Raw genomic sequence first — 16,084 nt, 5'->3', positions numbered from 1 at the left:
ATTTTTTAGTGATTTAACACTGTTGAGTATAAAAACAAGATCAACTAGATGCATTGTTATAGTAAAGTTTAGCGACTAAAGTGGAGTTATTTGACATGAAGTTAACGTAAAAAAGTTGGCGAAAATCAGCGAGTTGGCTTAGACTGAGTCTAGTTAATAGTGAGAGGGATAATATAGTCCCGTAGTTTTGAATGTTTTAAATTACATCTCTAATTAACATATACCTTATTCACAGTGGCATACTTTTTATATTGTAGGTATGAACACTATCTATTCAACATAGTCTTGAGGGAGTTATCTATGGCGCTCACAAAAGCCGATTTGGCTGAGAACCTGTTTGAAAATGTTGGATTAAGCAAACGGGACGCCAAGGATACGGTGGAAGTCTTCTTTGAAGAAGTTAGGAAGGCTCTAGAAAATGGTGAGCAAGTTAAATTATCTGGTTTTGGTAATTTTGATTTGCGTGACAAAAATGAGAGACCTGGAAGAAACCCTAAAACAGGGGAAGATATTCCTATCTCAGCCCGCCGTGTCGTTACATTCCGTCCTGGTCAGAAGCTTAAGGCGCGTGTCGAAAGTTTAGAAGTTAATAAATAAATCTTTCGCAAGTTTGCTGATCCGAACCGAAACCCAAGTAGATGTATTTTTACTTGGGTTTTTTATTATCTTATTTTTACGATTGTGTTGACTTTGCCACTATATTTTAAAAATAGAGGCGATATTATTTTTATAATCAGGATGACATAAGAGTAAATACTGAGGATTACTTAAATAATTAACATGGAGGTAGTGATGACATTAATTGAGCAGATCAAACGAGGGCGATTTCTTGATGCGGCGTGTGATTTCTCGCAACCGTTTATAGCTGACGAATGGACTTTAGATTCTGGACTACATTGTCAGCTATTGTACCGTGGTGTATTACAGATCACGCCAAGAGAGCTATCTTGTGATGCAAAAGACATTATTTTGTCTTCTGGTATCCACGGTGATGAGACATCACCAATAGAACTTATTCAGCAAGTTGCCTCAAGCATATTACTTGGCCATATTCAGCCAATACACCGATTATTGTTAATTATTGCTCACCCTGAGGCTGTTAATTATCAGCAACGTTTCATGACTGAAAATATGAATCGTTTGTTCCAAGTAAGAAATCCTGAACGCAATAATGAATGTTGCATTGCAAATGCGTTACAGTTGGCCATTAATAGTTTCTATGGTGCTTCTATTGCCATAAAGCCTGAGCGATGGCATCTTGACCTGCATTGCGCTATTCGCCCTTCACAACACGATACCTTTGCTATTAGCCCTTATACCGATAAACAGACCCGCAGTAATAAATTATTTAGTTTCATTCATCATGCAAAACTCGATGCGGTATTGTTATCTAATACGCCGTCACCAACTTTTGCTTGGTACAGTGCTGAATATCATGGCGCACAGGCACTTACAGTAGAACTCGGGCGAGTGGGTAAAATTGGGCATAATGATTTTACGTTATTAGTACCTTTTAGAGATGCAATGCTGCAATTAATTACTGGTGCTGCTTTACCTATTATTTGGACAAGTGAAGTTGAGGTGTATCAAGTCAGTCGCACTATTATTAAACATCGCGATGATTTCTCTTTTACCTTTAATGACGATGTCGCCAATTTTACTTTTTTTGCAGAAGGTGATGACTTTGCAATTGAAGGGGATCAAACTTATAGTGCCAGCATTGGTGGTGAGGCGGTCGTTTTTCCTAATCGACATGTGATTCTTGGGCAACGAGCTGCATTAATGGTTAAGAAAGCGAATTTAATCTTTGATGAGCAAGTTCGAGTTTGTACTAGAACTAACGCATCATATTGATAATTAAATTTAATGTTTCTATTTTTCCTGTGTTTGTTTGCATTATAATATTGGCAATGTATGGTATTTAGCCTAATTCTTTGAGCGTAATAAGTATTGATGTTGTTAAATGAATTATTATCTCGGCAACAGCAAAGGTGGCGTACTTGTTTGATTGTTGCGTCTTTATTGTTAGTGGTTATTTGTGTGTTTGCTGTTGCAGTCGGTGAAGTCTGGATTTTACCGTGGGCACCGAATGGCGCACTTGAGCAACAATTATTATTACAATTACGAATACCACGCGTATTAGCCGCCTTAATTGTTGGTGCGGCATTGGCAAGTTCAGGGGCGGTATTACAAGTATTATTAGGTAATCCATTAGCAGAACCTGGTGTGTTAGGTATTTCGGGTGGTGCCAGCCTGGCCGTAGTGCTATTACTTTTTGTGACCGCTATTACACCAACGCCTTTTATTACCATGATGGCAGCGATGGCTGGTGCATTATTATTTACTCTTATTCTCGTTGGCTTTTCTCGGCGCCAAAAAGTCTCTATGGCACGCTTATTATTAATTGGTGTTGCGCTTGGTATTTTATCGGGGGCAGTGGTGACATGGGCGTTTTATTTCAGTGATGATTTAAGTATGCGCCAATTGATGTATTGGTTGATGGGCAGTGTCGGTGGTGTGAGTTGGGAGCAATTGTCACTCTTATTTGTGATTGTGCCAGTATTGGTCGTGCTTTGTATGCAAGGTAAATCATTGGATGTGATGATGCTGGGTGATGTGGCTGCGCGGCAATTAGGCGTCGATGTTAGGCGTATTCGATGGTTATTGATTTTGATGATCTCGTTATTGGTGGGCTGTTCGGTGGCACTCGCTGGGGTGATCGGATTTGTTGGTTTAGTTGTCCCGCACTTATTACGGTTACAGTTTGGTACTGAAAATCGGTATTTACTGCCTCTTTCTGCTATTTGTGGCGGCATATTATTAGTATTAGCTGACACCTTATCACGAGTATTATTAGCTGACGCAGATTTACCTATTGGAGTAGTGACAACGTCACTAGGCGCGCCCGTGTTTATTTGGATGCTGATGCGTTCGCAGTTGGATTAAATTATGGCAACAAAATTGGATAATGACGTGAGCTCGACATCAATGACTGTCGTTTTAACTGCTCAAAATATCGCTTTTGTGCCACGGTTGTTACCGTTGTCATTAACTCTTTATTCTGGGCAAATCACGCATGTTATAGGGCCTAATGGTAGCGGTAAGAGTACAGTACTTTCTATTTTATCAGGATTATTTGATTATAGTGGTCGTATTAAATTACTGAATATTGATTTTGCGGATTATGATTTGCCATCGTTAGCACATGTTCGCAGTTATTTATCACAGCAAGATAAACCCAGTTTTTCTATTCCTGTATTTCAATATTTATCTTTGGCGGTTTCTGCTTTGCAGAATGTTGGCATGACGCAATTGCAACTGGCATTAGATGAGATATGTCAGCGTCTAGATCTTCAAGATAAGTTATCACGCAATATTCAACAATTATCTGGTGGTGAGTGGCAACGAGTACGACTTGCTGCTGCATGTTTACAAGTTTGGCCAACGATTAACCCCCAAGCAACGTTGTTATTGCTTGATGAACCTGCTGCCGCTTTAGATATTGGTCAAGAAGTGGCGATGTATCAATTAGTTCGAAAAATGTCACAGCAGGGGATTACAGTTGTTATGGTGAATCATGATCTCAACCGAACCTTACGCGAAGCGGATAATGTGATGTTGCTAGATCAGGGACGATGTGTTGCGTTTGGTGGTGTTGAGCAGGTTATGACTGTTGAGAGTTTACAAGCGGTGTTTAAAACCGATATTGATAAAATAGATCATAATGGAAGGCCATGTCTGGTGTTTATTGATTAACTGAAGTTATCTAATGATGTGATATTTTTCTGGAATAAGTAACAGCCATTATCGTCTGAATACTAACGATAATGGCTGTTTTTTGTTATCCAATCCAGAGTAGGATAGCCAGTATTTGCGGTGATAAAATACGTAAACACATAACGAGTGGATAAACGGTAGCATAAGAAAGTGCCGCAGCACCATTACTAGGATGCAGTCCATTTGCAAATGCTAGTGCTGGTGGATCTGTCATTGATCCGGCTAACATGCCACACATAGAAAGGTAGTTAAGTTCACCAAATATGCGCGCAATACAGCCTGTAATGATTAAAGGAATGAAAGTGATTAAGGCACCATAAGCCATCCAACTAAAACCATCACCATTGACCAAAGTGTCAATGAAACCACTGCCTGATTTTAATCCCACCACCGCCAAGAATAAGACAATACCTATTTCACGTAATGCTAAGTTAGCGCTAGGTGGCATAAACCAATAAAGTTTACCAATACTACCAATACGAGCCAGTATTAAGGCAATAATTAAAGGACCACCGGCAAGACCAAGCTTGAGTGCGGCAGGAAATCCTGGCAGATACAAAGGAATTGAACCTAATAAGATACCTAAGCCGATACCAATAAAGATAGGTAGCATTTGGACGTGTTGGAGTTTTTGTTCGGCATTACCCACCATGCCGCTTACGGCGGCAATAGCATCTTTACTACCAACAAGGTTAAGAATATCACCAAATTGAAGTGATGTTTGGCTATTAGGCACCAATTCAACACCGGCTCGGTTAAGCCGAGAAATCACAACATCATATTTTTCTTTTAATTCCAATTCACGAATTTTTTTGCCTAATACAATTTCATTCGTGACCACTAAACGTTCAACTTGTAAATCAGTACCTTTTGTTGAAAGGGAGATATCAACAATATCACCAATCACTAATCGTGCTTTCTCAAGTGCTACTTTTGTCCCCACTAAATGTAATACATCGTTGAGTTCAATCGTGGTTGATTCTTTAGGTATCGACAGTTGATTACCTCGTTTTAAGCGTGAACAAATAATAGCGCCTTCGGTGATCGCTGGAATTTGAACAAAGGTAAGGCCATTTAAATTAGGATTGCGAACGGCAACGTTGAGCGTTTGTAAGCCTTCTTTTTTGTCACCACTGTTAGAGTTGTAAACCATTGCTTCTTTATCAATATTAACTTTAAAAATTAATCGTAATAGCCACATTGTGATGAGGATGCCACAAATACCAAAAGGATAAGCGACGGCATAGCCCATACCGGTTATATCTAATAAATCAGTAGAAACACCAAGCTCTGATAGAATTTGTTGCCCTGCACCTAATGCTGGCGTATTTGTGACAGCACCAGAATAGATACCCAATAAAATGGGGAGTGGTACATCAAAAACAATATAAAGCATGATTGCGACGACACAGCCTAATAATACGACCAGTGCTGCAAAACCATTGAGTTTTAAACCAGAACTTCGTAAAGATGCAAAAAAGCCAGGTCCGACTTGAATACCAATAGTGTAGACAAATAAAATCAAACCGAATTCTTGAATAAAATGTAAAGTATGTGCATTTAAAGTGATGCCCATTGTTTCGGTATAATGCCCGACAATAATTCCGCCAAATAATACGCCACCGATACCTAGACCCACGCCTTTAATGCGCCAGTTTCCCATCCATAAACCGAGTACGGCTACCAGTGATAATATACTGATAGATAAAGCAATATCACTCATAACAAGCACCTCCTTGTTAATGTTAAAAATCCATTTGTAGCTATTTATAATAAGTGGCTATTTTGTACGACAAATTGAACGTGAGTGTTATCGTTTTTTTATTGAAATGGGGCGGAGTATGAAGAATTAACTGCAAATACAATGATGGTGTAATATTTGAAAGATATTGATAGCGAGAGCGTTGATATTGGAGTAGGTGGTTTTGAACGTAATAATACTTTTATTCGTTATTGTTATTTATTTGTTTTTGAATAAAAAAATACCTGCCAATGACAGGTATTTATAACAGAACATTTATATGATTATTGTTTGTTTTTTAGATAATCAATGGTAGCTGCTAAATCTTGTAGGTTCTTATGCGCGCTGGTATTTACAAGATATTTGCCATTGATTAGGAAGGCAGGCACTGACTCTAGTGCTGCATTACGGACAATCTCTTCTGACTGTTGGAACATCTTAAAGACTTCTTTTTGTTGAGCTTCTGTTAGCTCATAAGGGCTTTTTAGTTTGTTGTCATGGAAGATTTTATCAATAGCCGTTTTACGTTGCTCTACACTCATGTCTTTAGGTGAGTCTTGTACAAACGCAAATAATTGCTCAACTAATGCATGGTTTGGGTTGTTATCTGTTTGTACCATTGCTGCATAGAAAATAAAGGCAGCTTTTTGAGCGCTTTCATTAAAAATAACGTGCACTTGCTTAATATTGCTATTCGTTAATTTCTTTATTTCCGGGAGGATGCTTTCCATTTTACGACAATGGCCACAAGAAAGAGAAAAAATTTCAGTGATCCCCTTCATTTCAGGCATAGGCGTTGGGATCACTGAGTATTGATCACCTTCTTGTGGTGTTTTTGAATCAGAACAGCCAGATAATGCAAACACTGTAAAGAGTAGAACAAAAAAAGCTTGATAAATACGTTTCATGTTTCGGTACTTTTATAAATAATAATTATTCCATTATGTCGATAATTTATGATAAATGCATCGACAAAATGATAAAAACTCATAAAAAATGTGCCACTTAATTAATTTGTGTACGAATGTTAAATATTTATCAGTGCTGATAGGTTATCTAATTTTAAGCGTGAATATCTCCGTGTGTTAGACCTTATAATCAGCTATTATTAGCGGCTTTTTTGCCGCATGTGAGTGTTAATCGATGTACATTGGATTTGATTATGGGACCGCGAATTGTTCGGTTGCAGTGATGGAAGATAATAAACCTAAACTTTTACCGCTAGAGAACAATAATCAATATATTCCGTCGACCTTATGTGCACCAACCCGAGAAGCAGTGTCTGAATACCTGTATCGTTTTATGGGAATTTCACCCTCAGACAGTGTTGGGGAGCAAGTACTACGTCGCGCAATGGCTTTTAATCGAGAAGAAGATATTGAGGTTGTTGCTGGCGATCTGCAATTTGGTCAGGCTGCGCTTGATCTATACCTTGGTGATCCTGAAGAAGTCTATTACGTAAAATCACCAAAATCATTTTTGGGTGCGAACGGTTTACGTGATGGTCAGATCAGTTTTTTTGAAGATCTTGTTTGCGCAATGATGGTTAACATTAAACGTACGGCAGAACAAAGCTTACAACAAGATATCACTAGTACTGTTATTGGACGTCCAGTAAACTTTCAGGGGATCGGTGGTGAAAGTGCTAACCAGCAGGCGGAAGGTATTTTATCACAGGCCGCTAAACGAGCAGGTTTTAAAAATGTATGCTTTCAATTTGAACCCGTTGCCGCAGGGCTTGAATATGAATCAACCTTAACTGCAGATAAAACTGTGCTGGTGGTTGATATCGGTGGTGGTACAACTGACTGCTCATTAATTCAGATGGGACCTAGTTTTCGTCATTTAACCGATCGTAGTTCAAGTTTATTGGCGCATAGTGGTCAACGTATTGGTGGTAATGACCTTGATATCCATTTAGCGTTTAAACAACTTATGCCTCAATTTGGTTTAGGTAGTAAAACGGTACGTGGTATTGATATGCCGTTTAATCAGTTTTGGAACCCGATTGCGATTAATAACGTTGCAGCACAGACTGAATTTTATGGTGATGCTAATTTACGTGCGTTAGAAAAGCTGCGTCATGATGCTGCTGATCCTCAATTATTGTCACGATTAATACATGTTTACCATGAGACATTAGGTTACCAGATTATTCGTCATGCAGAAGAAGCAAAAATTGCATTATCGAGCCAAGCTTACCACACGGTGAATATGGCATTGATGCAAGATTTATTTCATGTGGATATTTCGACACAGCAATTAGCAGAAGCAATTGAAACACCAAAAGAAAAAATGCGCGAGCTTGTTGTTGAAGCAATGGCTCAAAGTCAAATTAAGCCAGATGTTATCTTTATGACGGGGGGTACCGCTCGTTCACCTATTTTACGCCAATGCATAGAGCAACAGTTACCGAATATTCCTATCGTAAGCGGGAGCTACTTTGGTTCTGTAACGGCGGGATTAGCGCGTTGGGGTGAGCGTTGTTACCGTTAACAAATAATGGTAATGATATAAATGCCTGCGCTATAACGCAGGCATTTTAAAATGTGGAAGAGAAATAATACTTATGTAGGTTTTGATGCATAAGTTGAACATCAGCCGTGATATTGTCGGTCTTATCAGGAAGTAAGGTACAAGGCTGCCAGTGATTATTATTGGTATTATTACGAATTAATAAGCATTTTTTATATGGCTGGTTCTTAACTTTGGAATGATTAACATATTTTAGTACGGTTACTTGTGGTTATTTTCTTCAAAATGAGGAAGTTCGCTACACATGCTGGATGTATAATAAATTTATTATCTGCGGTTAATCCAATAATACCGCTTACAGTAAATTGCATAAAACGTCCCCATCAAAGTATTGCTCGTATAATACCTACTTTATTCTTTATATTGAATATATATGTTGAGATGTAGTTAATAAAAGTAAAAATAAGTAACGTAATTATTTTAACAATATGCTCAATGTGCTTGTTTTTAAATAATAATATGAAGAGATAAAATAGTTTAAAAAATAGGCTATTTTAATAGGTAAAGTCTCAATAATAATTATTATCATTGATGATTATTGTATCTAAAGAAATGACAATATATTAGGACAATATTCGAATGATGTTTTTAATGACGTAATTGTATGTTTATAAAGGGTTAATGAGTACATTACATTGATGGTATGTAATATTCCATTTTCGGTGTCTTTATTTATTGTTTTATTTCAGTCTTAATGTAAGAAAATGCATAACTATAATTTGTAGCTGCTTTTTACTTTATATTCATTACTAATAAAACGGTATAGCGTCATTATTGTTGTTATTTCACATTGGGGCGAAATAACATTAAGAAATATACGTGTTTAGATTAGTTTTACCTGAAATCTTTCAAGGAACAGCATATGTCTGACGGGAACGTATTTAAACAACCAAAACCGTTCTATTTGATATTTTCAATTGAATTCTGGGAACGCTTTGGCTTCTACGGTATGCAAGCAATTTTAACTGTTTATATGGTTAAAATTCTTGGCATGTCAGAAACCGCTTCTTTTACTTTATTTGGCGCTTTTTCAGCATTGGTATATGGTTCTGTTGCTATCGGAGGCTGGGTAGGGGATAAAGTTCTCGGAACAAAAAGAACCATTCGATTAGGCGCGATGGTACTTGTTGTTGGTTATGCTTTATTAGGTTTATCTGCAACCAGTGGTTACGGTGGTTCAGATCTTATCTATATAGCAATGGGCTTTATTACCATGGGTAATGGCTTATTTAAGGCAAACCCTTCAAGTTTACTAGCAAAAGTTTATGGTAAAGATGATCCTCGCCTAGATGGTGCATTTACCATGTACTATATGGCTATCAACCTAGGTTCGTTTTTCTCAATGTTATTATCACCATGGATCGCAGAGAGATTTGGTTATGATTTTGCCTTTGGTGTAAGTGCTGCTGGCCTAGTTATTACTCTTATTAACTTCTTTATTAGTGGTCATATTGTTAAAACTATCGGTTCTAAGCCGGACATGAAGTCTGTTAACAAAACATATTATCTTGGTGTTGTTATCGGTACTATCGCATTAAGTTTTGTTAGCTCAGTATTATTACAGCACCTATTTTATGCACATGCTATTTTAATTGTTGTTGGTTGTACTATTGTTGGTTTGTACTTTAAAGAGCTATTCTCAACATCAGGTATTGAACGTGCAAAAATGTTCGTTGCCTTTATATTAATGCTACAAGGTGTAGTGTTCTTTGTTCTTTATTTCCAAATGCCGACATCACTGAACTTCTTTGCTATCCATAATATTTCTCATGATTTATTTGGTATCAGTGTTGCGCCTGAACAGTTCCAAGCACTTAACCCATTATGGATCATGATTGCCAGTCCAGTACTTGCGATGATTTACAATAAATATGGCGATCGTTTCTCTATGCCATTTAAATTTGCATTGGGCATGGTGCTATGTAGCTTGTCATTCTTAGTGTTAGTACTTGGTGCACATTTTGCCAATAGCGATGGTATTGTTGATTCAAACTGGCTTATTGTTTCTTATGGATTCCAATCTATCGGTGAGTTATTCGTATCGGGTCTTGGTTTAGCAATGGTAGCTCAACTTGTACCACAACGTATGATGGGCTTTGCAATGGGTATGTGGTTCCTAACATCAGCAACTGCTGCGGTTGTTGCGGGTTGGGTTGCGACGCTAACTGCGGCGCCTGCAAACGTTATTGAACCGCATCAAACACTAATGTTATATAGCCATGTGTTTGGCATTATTGGTTACTCTACTGCTGGTATTGCTATTTTCACTATGCTTATTGCACCAAAACTAACGCGTGTTATGCGTGGTGAAGATACACCTACAGAGGTAACAGCTGCATAATCATAATTATTGATTAAAGCTGTATTGCTAAATAAAACGGATGCCAACGTTCAGCGTTGTTGGCATCCGTTTTTGTTTATGAATAATATGATGTATAGCAGGAAGAGCAGGAAGAGCAGGAAGAGCAGGAAGAGCAGGAAGAGCAGGAAGAGCAGGGTATGTGTTATTGTGTAGATTATATCAAATATAGAAGAGTCACATTCATCTGTATTGATGTTGGCAACATGGTAATGATTAGCTTGTTAATGGTGTTACTGTTGAAGAGCCTAAGGATGTGATAGAGATCGATGGTAATTAAGAGGGGCGTTAGAGCTGAGCGAGATGATGATGGTCTGCTTATGGCAAGCGAGAGACGGTTTAATAAGTAATAGGATTAATAAGAAGCAAAAAAGCCTCAGTATCACGTTGCAGTGATGAACTGAGGCTTTTTATTGTGAGCTAAGGTTAATTAGCTTACTGAGATTGGATCGCTATTTTTGCGCTGTGACTTTAGGTTTATGAAGTATTGCTGAGTTTCCGCAATAACAACATGGCGCAATACCACTAAGCCAATCAGGTTTGGAATAGCCATTAAGCCATTAACAATATCAGCAATAACCCAAATCATATCAAGTTGCATGAAAGCGCCACTTGCGATGAGGACTAAGAAAACTAACTTGTATGGCATGATTGCTTTTACGCCAAATAAATACGTAATACAGCGTTCACCATAGTAGTTCCAGCCTAAAATAGTAGTAAAGGCAAAGAACATTAGGCCAACAGAGACCATTAAAGGGCCATAGTATTCAGAATTCAAACCAGTAGCAAAGGCATGCGTTGTCATGGTTGCACCAGCGAAATCGCCTGCCCATGCACCTGTTACCACAAGCGTTAAACCTGTCATAGTACAGATGATAATCGTATCAAAGAACGTACCTGTCATTGAGACTAAGCCTTGGCGTACACATGAATTTGTCTGTGCCGCAGCAGCAGCAATAGGCGCGCTGCCCAATCCTGACTCATTAGAGAATACGCCTCGCGCAATACCTGATTGAATTGCAAGCATCATTCCAGCACCCACAAAGCCACCAGTAGCAGCATGACCCGTAAAGGCAGATTGAATAACGGTTTCAATAGCAGCGGGTAGCGCATGGAAGTTGGTACCTAAAACGATTAGGCAAGCTATAATATAAAAGCCAGCCATCAATGGTACAACCGTACTTGCTACTTTAGAAATGGATTGAATACCGCCTAATGTTACCGTTGCAACCAATAGCGTTAATATAACAACCGTGATTTCTTTAGGTGCGCTAAATGAAATATGTGCTGCTTCTACTATAGCGTTTGCTTGTGGAAAGGTACCAATACCAAAGCAGGCAACACCCACAGCAAAAATTGCAAACAGTTTAGCAAGCCATTTACTGCCAACCCCTTTTTCAAGGTAGTACATTGGGCCACCAAGAATTTGACCATTCGCATCAATTTCACGGTATTTAACGGCTAATAAGCACTCTGCATATTTTGTTGCCATGCCAAATAAAGCAGCAAGCCACATCCAAAATAGTGCGCCGGGACCACCGAGTTTAATTGCGGTTGCAACACCAACAATATTACCTGTACCAATTGTTGCAGATAAAGCAGTACATAAAGCAGCAAAGCTTGAAACATCACCTTCGCCACGACTATCTGGATCTTTTTTACCACCAAAAACATACTGTAATGCCAGTGGTAGGTAACGGATCTGGATAAAACCAAGTCGAATAGTGAGATATAAACCTGTACCTACTAATAAAATTAATAGGGGAGGTCCCCAAACAAAGCTATCTAACGTGCGTAGAAAATTAAAAATTGTGTCATGTAGTGGATTCATTATTCCTCCTTCAACGTACAAAGGAAGAGATACAGAACAACAGGTAAATGTTAGTTACAGAATGGCTTCTGGTTGCTGCTCTTATCTCCTCTGTCCTTTTGCCTGAGAGTTTCACCGCTATATTGCAACGGTTTGCTCCTTCGGCGCTCGATTTAACGAGTCTCTCCAGAGGCTCCTCCAATAACAGTCCATACCTATTGCATTACTGCAACCTGGTGCCTGAAAGATTTACGAGTGACAACCTGATGGGATCATGTTGTTTTTCGCTTACTTCTTCGGCGGGCCGACGTATTATGCCATAATGGCAGTCGTCAATGGCCGCTCTCCTGCTATCTTCATCGGAACTCATTTCGTCCGCAATGTTAGGGGATAAAAATGTGATTGTCAGCAAAAAAGTAAAAAAAAAGGCGCTAGCGAAATAAAATAAGCGCCTGATGGTAATAAAAGGAATATTCCGTATAAAAATAAATCAGCTAAAGAGCTATCAGTTATGCTAGCGCAATTGATATTAATAGTAAGTTATACTTGATAATTAAGGATTTAAATTATTATCGAGTATGGTGACCAGTTCATTATTCGCGTCAGATGTGACTTCCCAACCAAACACGCCGCCAAGTTTATGTTTCTTTGCATAATCAGCTTTAGCTTTGAGGGAACGTTTATCTTCAAAACTAATATATTCTTTGTTTTTTTGATTATAGAGTACAGCAGCCTCAGCATACTGGTCATAGTAATAACGGTATCCTAATTTAGGGTTGTTAATAAAATATTTACTGATATCACTGTAAGTAAAATACCCAGGATCTTTAATGTCAGAGCCTTTACGTAATCCACCTTGGCTCTGTAAATTTTCAAGTTTGTCGGGGGATATAAGATCAACACCTTGCCACCCTCTGCCATAAAAAGAACTCCCAATAATGATCTTATGCGGATCAACCTGTTTTGCTATCAGTGTTTTTACTAGATTATCCACAGAATTATTATTGGGTGTATTGGCAGTACTGTATAGATTGCTGTGATGGCCAACGACGCTACTCCAGTTGCCTAAGAAATCAAAACTCATTAAATAGATCTGATCTAAATGATTAGCAACATGGGCCCAGTTGATACCAGGTAATGTTTTTTTATCGGCATTGATCGCCGCTGAAAGTTGGTAATGACGGTTATTCTTATTTCCTAAGCTATCTAATTTATGTCGTAATTCCGCAATCAAAAGGCTATAGGCTTCTCGCTCTTGAGAGACTTGTTCTTTTCCTTTTCCTGATAATCCATGACCGCCAGGATATTCCCAGTCAATTTGGATACCATCAAAAAAATCATATTTCGTGATTAAATCTATTGCAGAGTTTACAAATATCTGACGATAAATAGGATCAATCGCAAAGGTATGAAAGGGCTCTGAAAGGGTCCAGCCCCCAAAACTTGGAAGGATATTTAAGTGAGGGTATTTTTCTGATAGTAGTTTTAATTGGCCAAAATTACCTTTATAACTGACATTCTTGGCAGTTTCACCCGCAAGTTTTATTTGTAATGCGGCATATTCATCTAAAATAATGGCAGTGCCAATAGGTTTATCTTTACATTGGGTTTTAATTATTTTTTTGATGTTATCAGGAGATGAATCGACAGGACCACAGGCTGCCAGAAAAGCATAGATAAGATGAGTTAATTTCTCTGCAGGGATCATGCTTGCAGAATACGGATTGTTAGGGGTATAAACTTTCCAATCAGGATAATAAGCTGCAACCGTATAGGGACGATCATGTTCAGCAGCATGCGTAATATTTATTTGGAATAATAAGCTACAGGCTAAAAGTGAGTATACAGAAATGGATCGAGTTGTGGCTAAAAAAGAAGTCATTTACGTTTAATCAAGATATAAGAACTGCTGTTATTATTGACTGTATCTATAATATCCCGATAACCGTTTGTTATTGTTATTAGATATGCATCACAAAACAAGGACTCATTCAAATCGCTGACATGAGTCAGGCAACGCTATAATCTGTTGAATATTCTTTTTAATTATCATTTTATTTTTCATTGGTATATTGAAGTAATAGTGCTGAAATCTAATATTTGGAACAGCAGAATTAAGAAGATTAAATTATTTTATTAATAGCATGTAATTATTTTATTATTTAAAGGTATAAATGAATTTTATATTAAAGGCGTAATGTTGGATAACTTAGTACACTAATTGTGGTGTTCGGGGGTAATATGATCTGGGTTAATTGCTGCCATAAAGAAAAATATACCAATGTTAAAAATAATCTTGTTAAAAATCATAATGTTTTAGAAATATCACCTTATGAACTATTATTAACGATGACTGGGTATGAATTAATTTTTATTGAACTTGAAAATTCACATTCTAATGGTTTTAAATTATTAAGAATTATCAAACAGCATTATCCTATTGTGAAAATCGTGATTGTTTATCATGATTTAGATTCTGAGTTAGCGGTTGTTGCACTGCGTGCAGGTGCTGAGGATATCTTAGTTGCTAGTGCAAAGAGACAAAAAATTGATAGTTGTTTAAGTCGGTTACATACTCATAAAGAAGAGAGTGTTGTTGATAATGATATATCACAACGTGAACGTTCAATATTACCTGCGTTATCTATTATTGATGATGATATTAGTGCGCCATTACGTGAAGAAGAATTAGCGAAAGCGTGTGATTTTTCAGCTACTTATTTTTCTCGATTATTTCATACTACGATGGGTGTAACATTAAAGCAGTATATTATTCAAAAACGATTAGATTTAGCTTGTGGATTATTAAGTTCTGATCGTGAAAAAATCGCATCAGTGGCGGTTTCTGCAGGCTTTAAAGATGTGTCTTATTTTTCCCGAGTATTTAAGAAACACATCGGGTGTTCGCCTGGAAAGTTTAGGTCAAATAATTATAAAAAATCATAGTCGGTTGATGATCATTTACAGATTATGGAGGAGTTGTTTATAACTTAATTATACTTCTTTTGATTATCTGATAAATGATAACATTTCATGAATTACTTGTTGCTAGTAAATTACGTCACTTTGATGATATTAAGCATAAGGGTAATTTTATTCCCGACACATTTTCTGTATTGCAACAATAAAAAAGCGAATAAACGTATATCAGTCTGGATAGGGTGTTACCGTCATCACTGCATATACCGCCAGAATGGATTGTTATCGAGTCAGAAATGGTGTGGTGAATTTATGGCGTTTTAATCCTAAGGTTTAGCCTTTTAAATAAATACGTTATGCTAGTGGTGTTTTTTTACTTATTAGTGATGTCATAATGACTAAAGCTTCATCGCACAACGGCAACCAACATTCACTCTCTGAAACCCGCTTTTGGATTCAACGTTTAAGCAAAACATCTATTCGTGCACTACATATCTTAGGTGTTGCTATATCGAGTGGCGGCTTTATTTTCGGCCTTGATAAAACGCTATGGCTCAATTGGTGGTTGTTAGCTATATTTAGTGGCCTCTTAATGATGGTACAAGAAGTTTATCGTTCAAAGTTGTGGTTAATTCAACTTAAAGGCGTATTGACCTTTGTTAAACTGGCCTTACTGGCTTCAATTACGTTAGTGCCTCAGCAACAACCCCATATTTATGTTACCGTTTTATTACTTTCAGTCTTTATTGCTCATGGTCCTGCGGGATTACGCCATTATTCAATTTGGCATCGACGCGTTCTTCATGAGCCAAAAGGTGGAAGAAAAAAGAATCTGAATGGATAGTCCGATTATTAACGTTGATCCCGTTTTTTTATGTTTTTATTACAACCGAGTCAGCAAAATTCTATCACAGTTAGTACACTAAAAAAGGATAAGTGGATT

General features: G+C 37.6%; 12 protein-coding genes and 2 riboswitches. Of the genes, 8 read left to right on the top strand and 4 right to left on the bottom strand.

Annotation, left to right across the window (positions count from 1 at the left end; genetic code table 11):
* Positions 1–300 precede the first annotated feature (300 nt).
* From ihfA to btuD, 4 genes are all read left to right on the top strand, one after another.
* Entirely contained in the window at positions 301–597 is a 297-nt protein-coding gene (ihfA, locus tag Q0V26_RS06770; protein WP_036795089.1) for an integration host factor subunit alpha, read from the top strand.
* A 195-nt stretch (positions 598–792) separates the two neighbouring features.
* On the top strand, positions 793–1,854 hold the full coding sequence (locus Q0V26_RS06765; RefSeq protein WP_297479680.1) for a succinylglutamate desuccinylase: 1,062 nt from the start codon (positions 793–795) through the stop codon (positions 1,852–1,854).
* A gap of 99 nt (positions 1,855–1,953) precedes the next feature.
* The gene (btuC, locus tag Q0V26_RS06760) at positions 1,954–2,946 is read left to right on the top strand and encodes a vitamin B12 ABC transporter permease BtuC (protein ID WP_297479677.1); all 993 of its coding nucleotides are present in this window, start codon (positions 1,954–1,956) and stop codon (positions 2,944–2,946) included.
* A 42-nt stretch (positions 2,947–2,988) separates the two neighbouring features.
* Positions 2,989–3,756: a vitamin B12 ABC transporter ATP-binding protein BtuD gene (gene btuD, locus Q0V26_RS06755; RefSeq protein WP_297479786.1), complete on the top strand. Its 768-nt coding sequence runs from the start codon at positions 2,989–2,991 to the stop codon at positions 3,754–3,756.
* An 85-nt stretch (positions 3,757–3,841) separates the two neighbouring features.
* On the opposite strand, the gene Q0V26_RS06750 is transcribed toward btuD, so the two are convergent.
* A complete protein-coding gene (locus Q0V26_RS06750; RefSeq protein WP_297479674.1) occupies positions 3,842–5,500 on the bottom strand; it encodes a putative transporter in 1,659 nt (552 codons plus the stop codon).
* 302 nt (positions 5,501–5,802) lie between these two features.
* Positions 5,803–6,426, bottom strand: a complete 624-nt coding sequence (locus Q0V26_RS06745) for a thiol:disulfide interchange protein DsbA/DsbL (RefSeq protein ID WP_297479671.1) — start codon at positions 6,424–6,426, stop codon at positions 5,803–5,805.
* 235 nt (positions 6,427–6,661) lie between these two features.
* Between Q0V26_RS06745 and yegD the strand changes: the two genes are divergently transcribed.
* Both yegD and dtpA read left to right on the top strand, forming a co-directional pair.
* On the top strand, positions 6,662–8,014 hold the full coding sequence (gene yegD, locus Q0V26_RS06740; RefSeq protein WP_297479668.1) for a molecular chaperone: 1,353 nt from the start codon (positions 6,662–6,664) through the stop codon (positions 8,012–8,014).
* A 901-nt stretch (positions 8,015–8,915) separates the two neighbouring features.
* On the top strand, positions 8,916–10,394 hold the full coding sequence (dtpA, locus tag Q0V26_RS06735; RefSeq protein WP_297479665.1) for a dipeptide/tripeptide permease DtpA: 1,479 nt from the start codon (positions 8,916–8,918) through the stop codon (positions 10,392–10,394).
* Between the two features lie 448 nt (positions 10,395–10,842).
* Here the strand turns inward: dtpA and Q0V26_RS06730 are convergent, their stop codons facing one another.
* Positions 10,843–12,243 carry a sodium:alanine symporter family protein gene (locus tag Q0V26_RS06730; RefSeq protein WP_297479662.1) on the bottom strand — a complete coding sequence of 467 codons (1,401 nt, stop codon included), beginning with the start codon at positions 12,241–12,243 and terminating at the stop codon, positions 10,843–10,845.
* Positions 12,244–12,323: 80 nt separating this feature from the next.
* Positions 12,324–12,422: riboswitch (glycine riboswitch) on the bottom strand.
* Positions 12,423–12,441: 19 nt separating this feature from the next.
* Positions 12,442–12,582: riboswitch (glycine riboswitch) on the bottom strand.
* 193 nt (positions 12,583–12,775) lie between these two features.
* Positions 12,776–14,104, bottom strand: coding sequence for a glycoside hydrolase family 18 protein (locus Q0V26_RS06725; RefSeq protein WP_297479660.1), 1,329 nt, complete (start codon positions 14,102–14,104; stop codon positions 12,776–12,778).
* A gap of 359 nt (positions 14,105–14,463) precedes the next feature.
* Between Q0V26_RS06725 and Q0V26_RS06720 the strand changes: the two genes are divergently transcribed.
* Together Q0V26_RS06720 and Q0V26_RS06715 are read left to right on the top strand one after the other, a co-directional pair.
* Positions 14,464–15,168 (top strand): DNA-binding response regulator, encoded by a 705-nt coding sequence (locus Q0V26_RS06720; RefSeq protein ID WP_297479657.1) that lies wholly within the window; start codon positions 14,464–14,466, stop codon positions 15,166–15,168.
* 367 nt (positions 15,169–15,535) lie between these two features.
* Positions 15,536–15,985 (top strand): hypothetical protein, encoded by a 450-nt coding sequence (locus tag Q0V26_RS06715; protein WP_297479654.1) that lies wholly within the window; start codon positions 15,536–15,538, stop codon positions 15,983–15,985.
* The last annotated feature ends 99 nt before the right edge of the window (positions 15,986–16,084 follow it).

This window comes from uncultured Photobacterium sp. (assembly GCF_947039875.1).
In the GTDB taxonomy this organism is placed as follows: Bacteria; Pseudomonadota; Gammaproteobacteria; order Enterobacterales; family Vibrionaceae; genus Photobacterium.
Note: the sequence above shows the minus strand (reverse complement) of the source record. Positions and strands in the feature narration are given on the sequence as shown.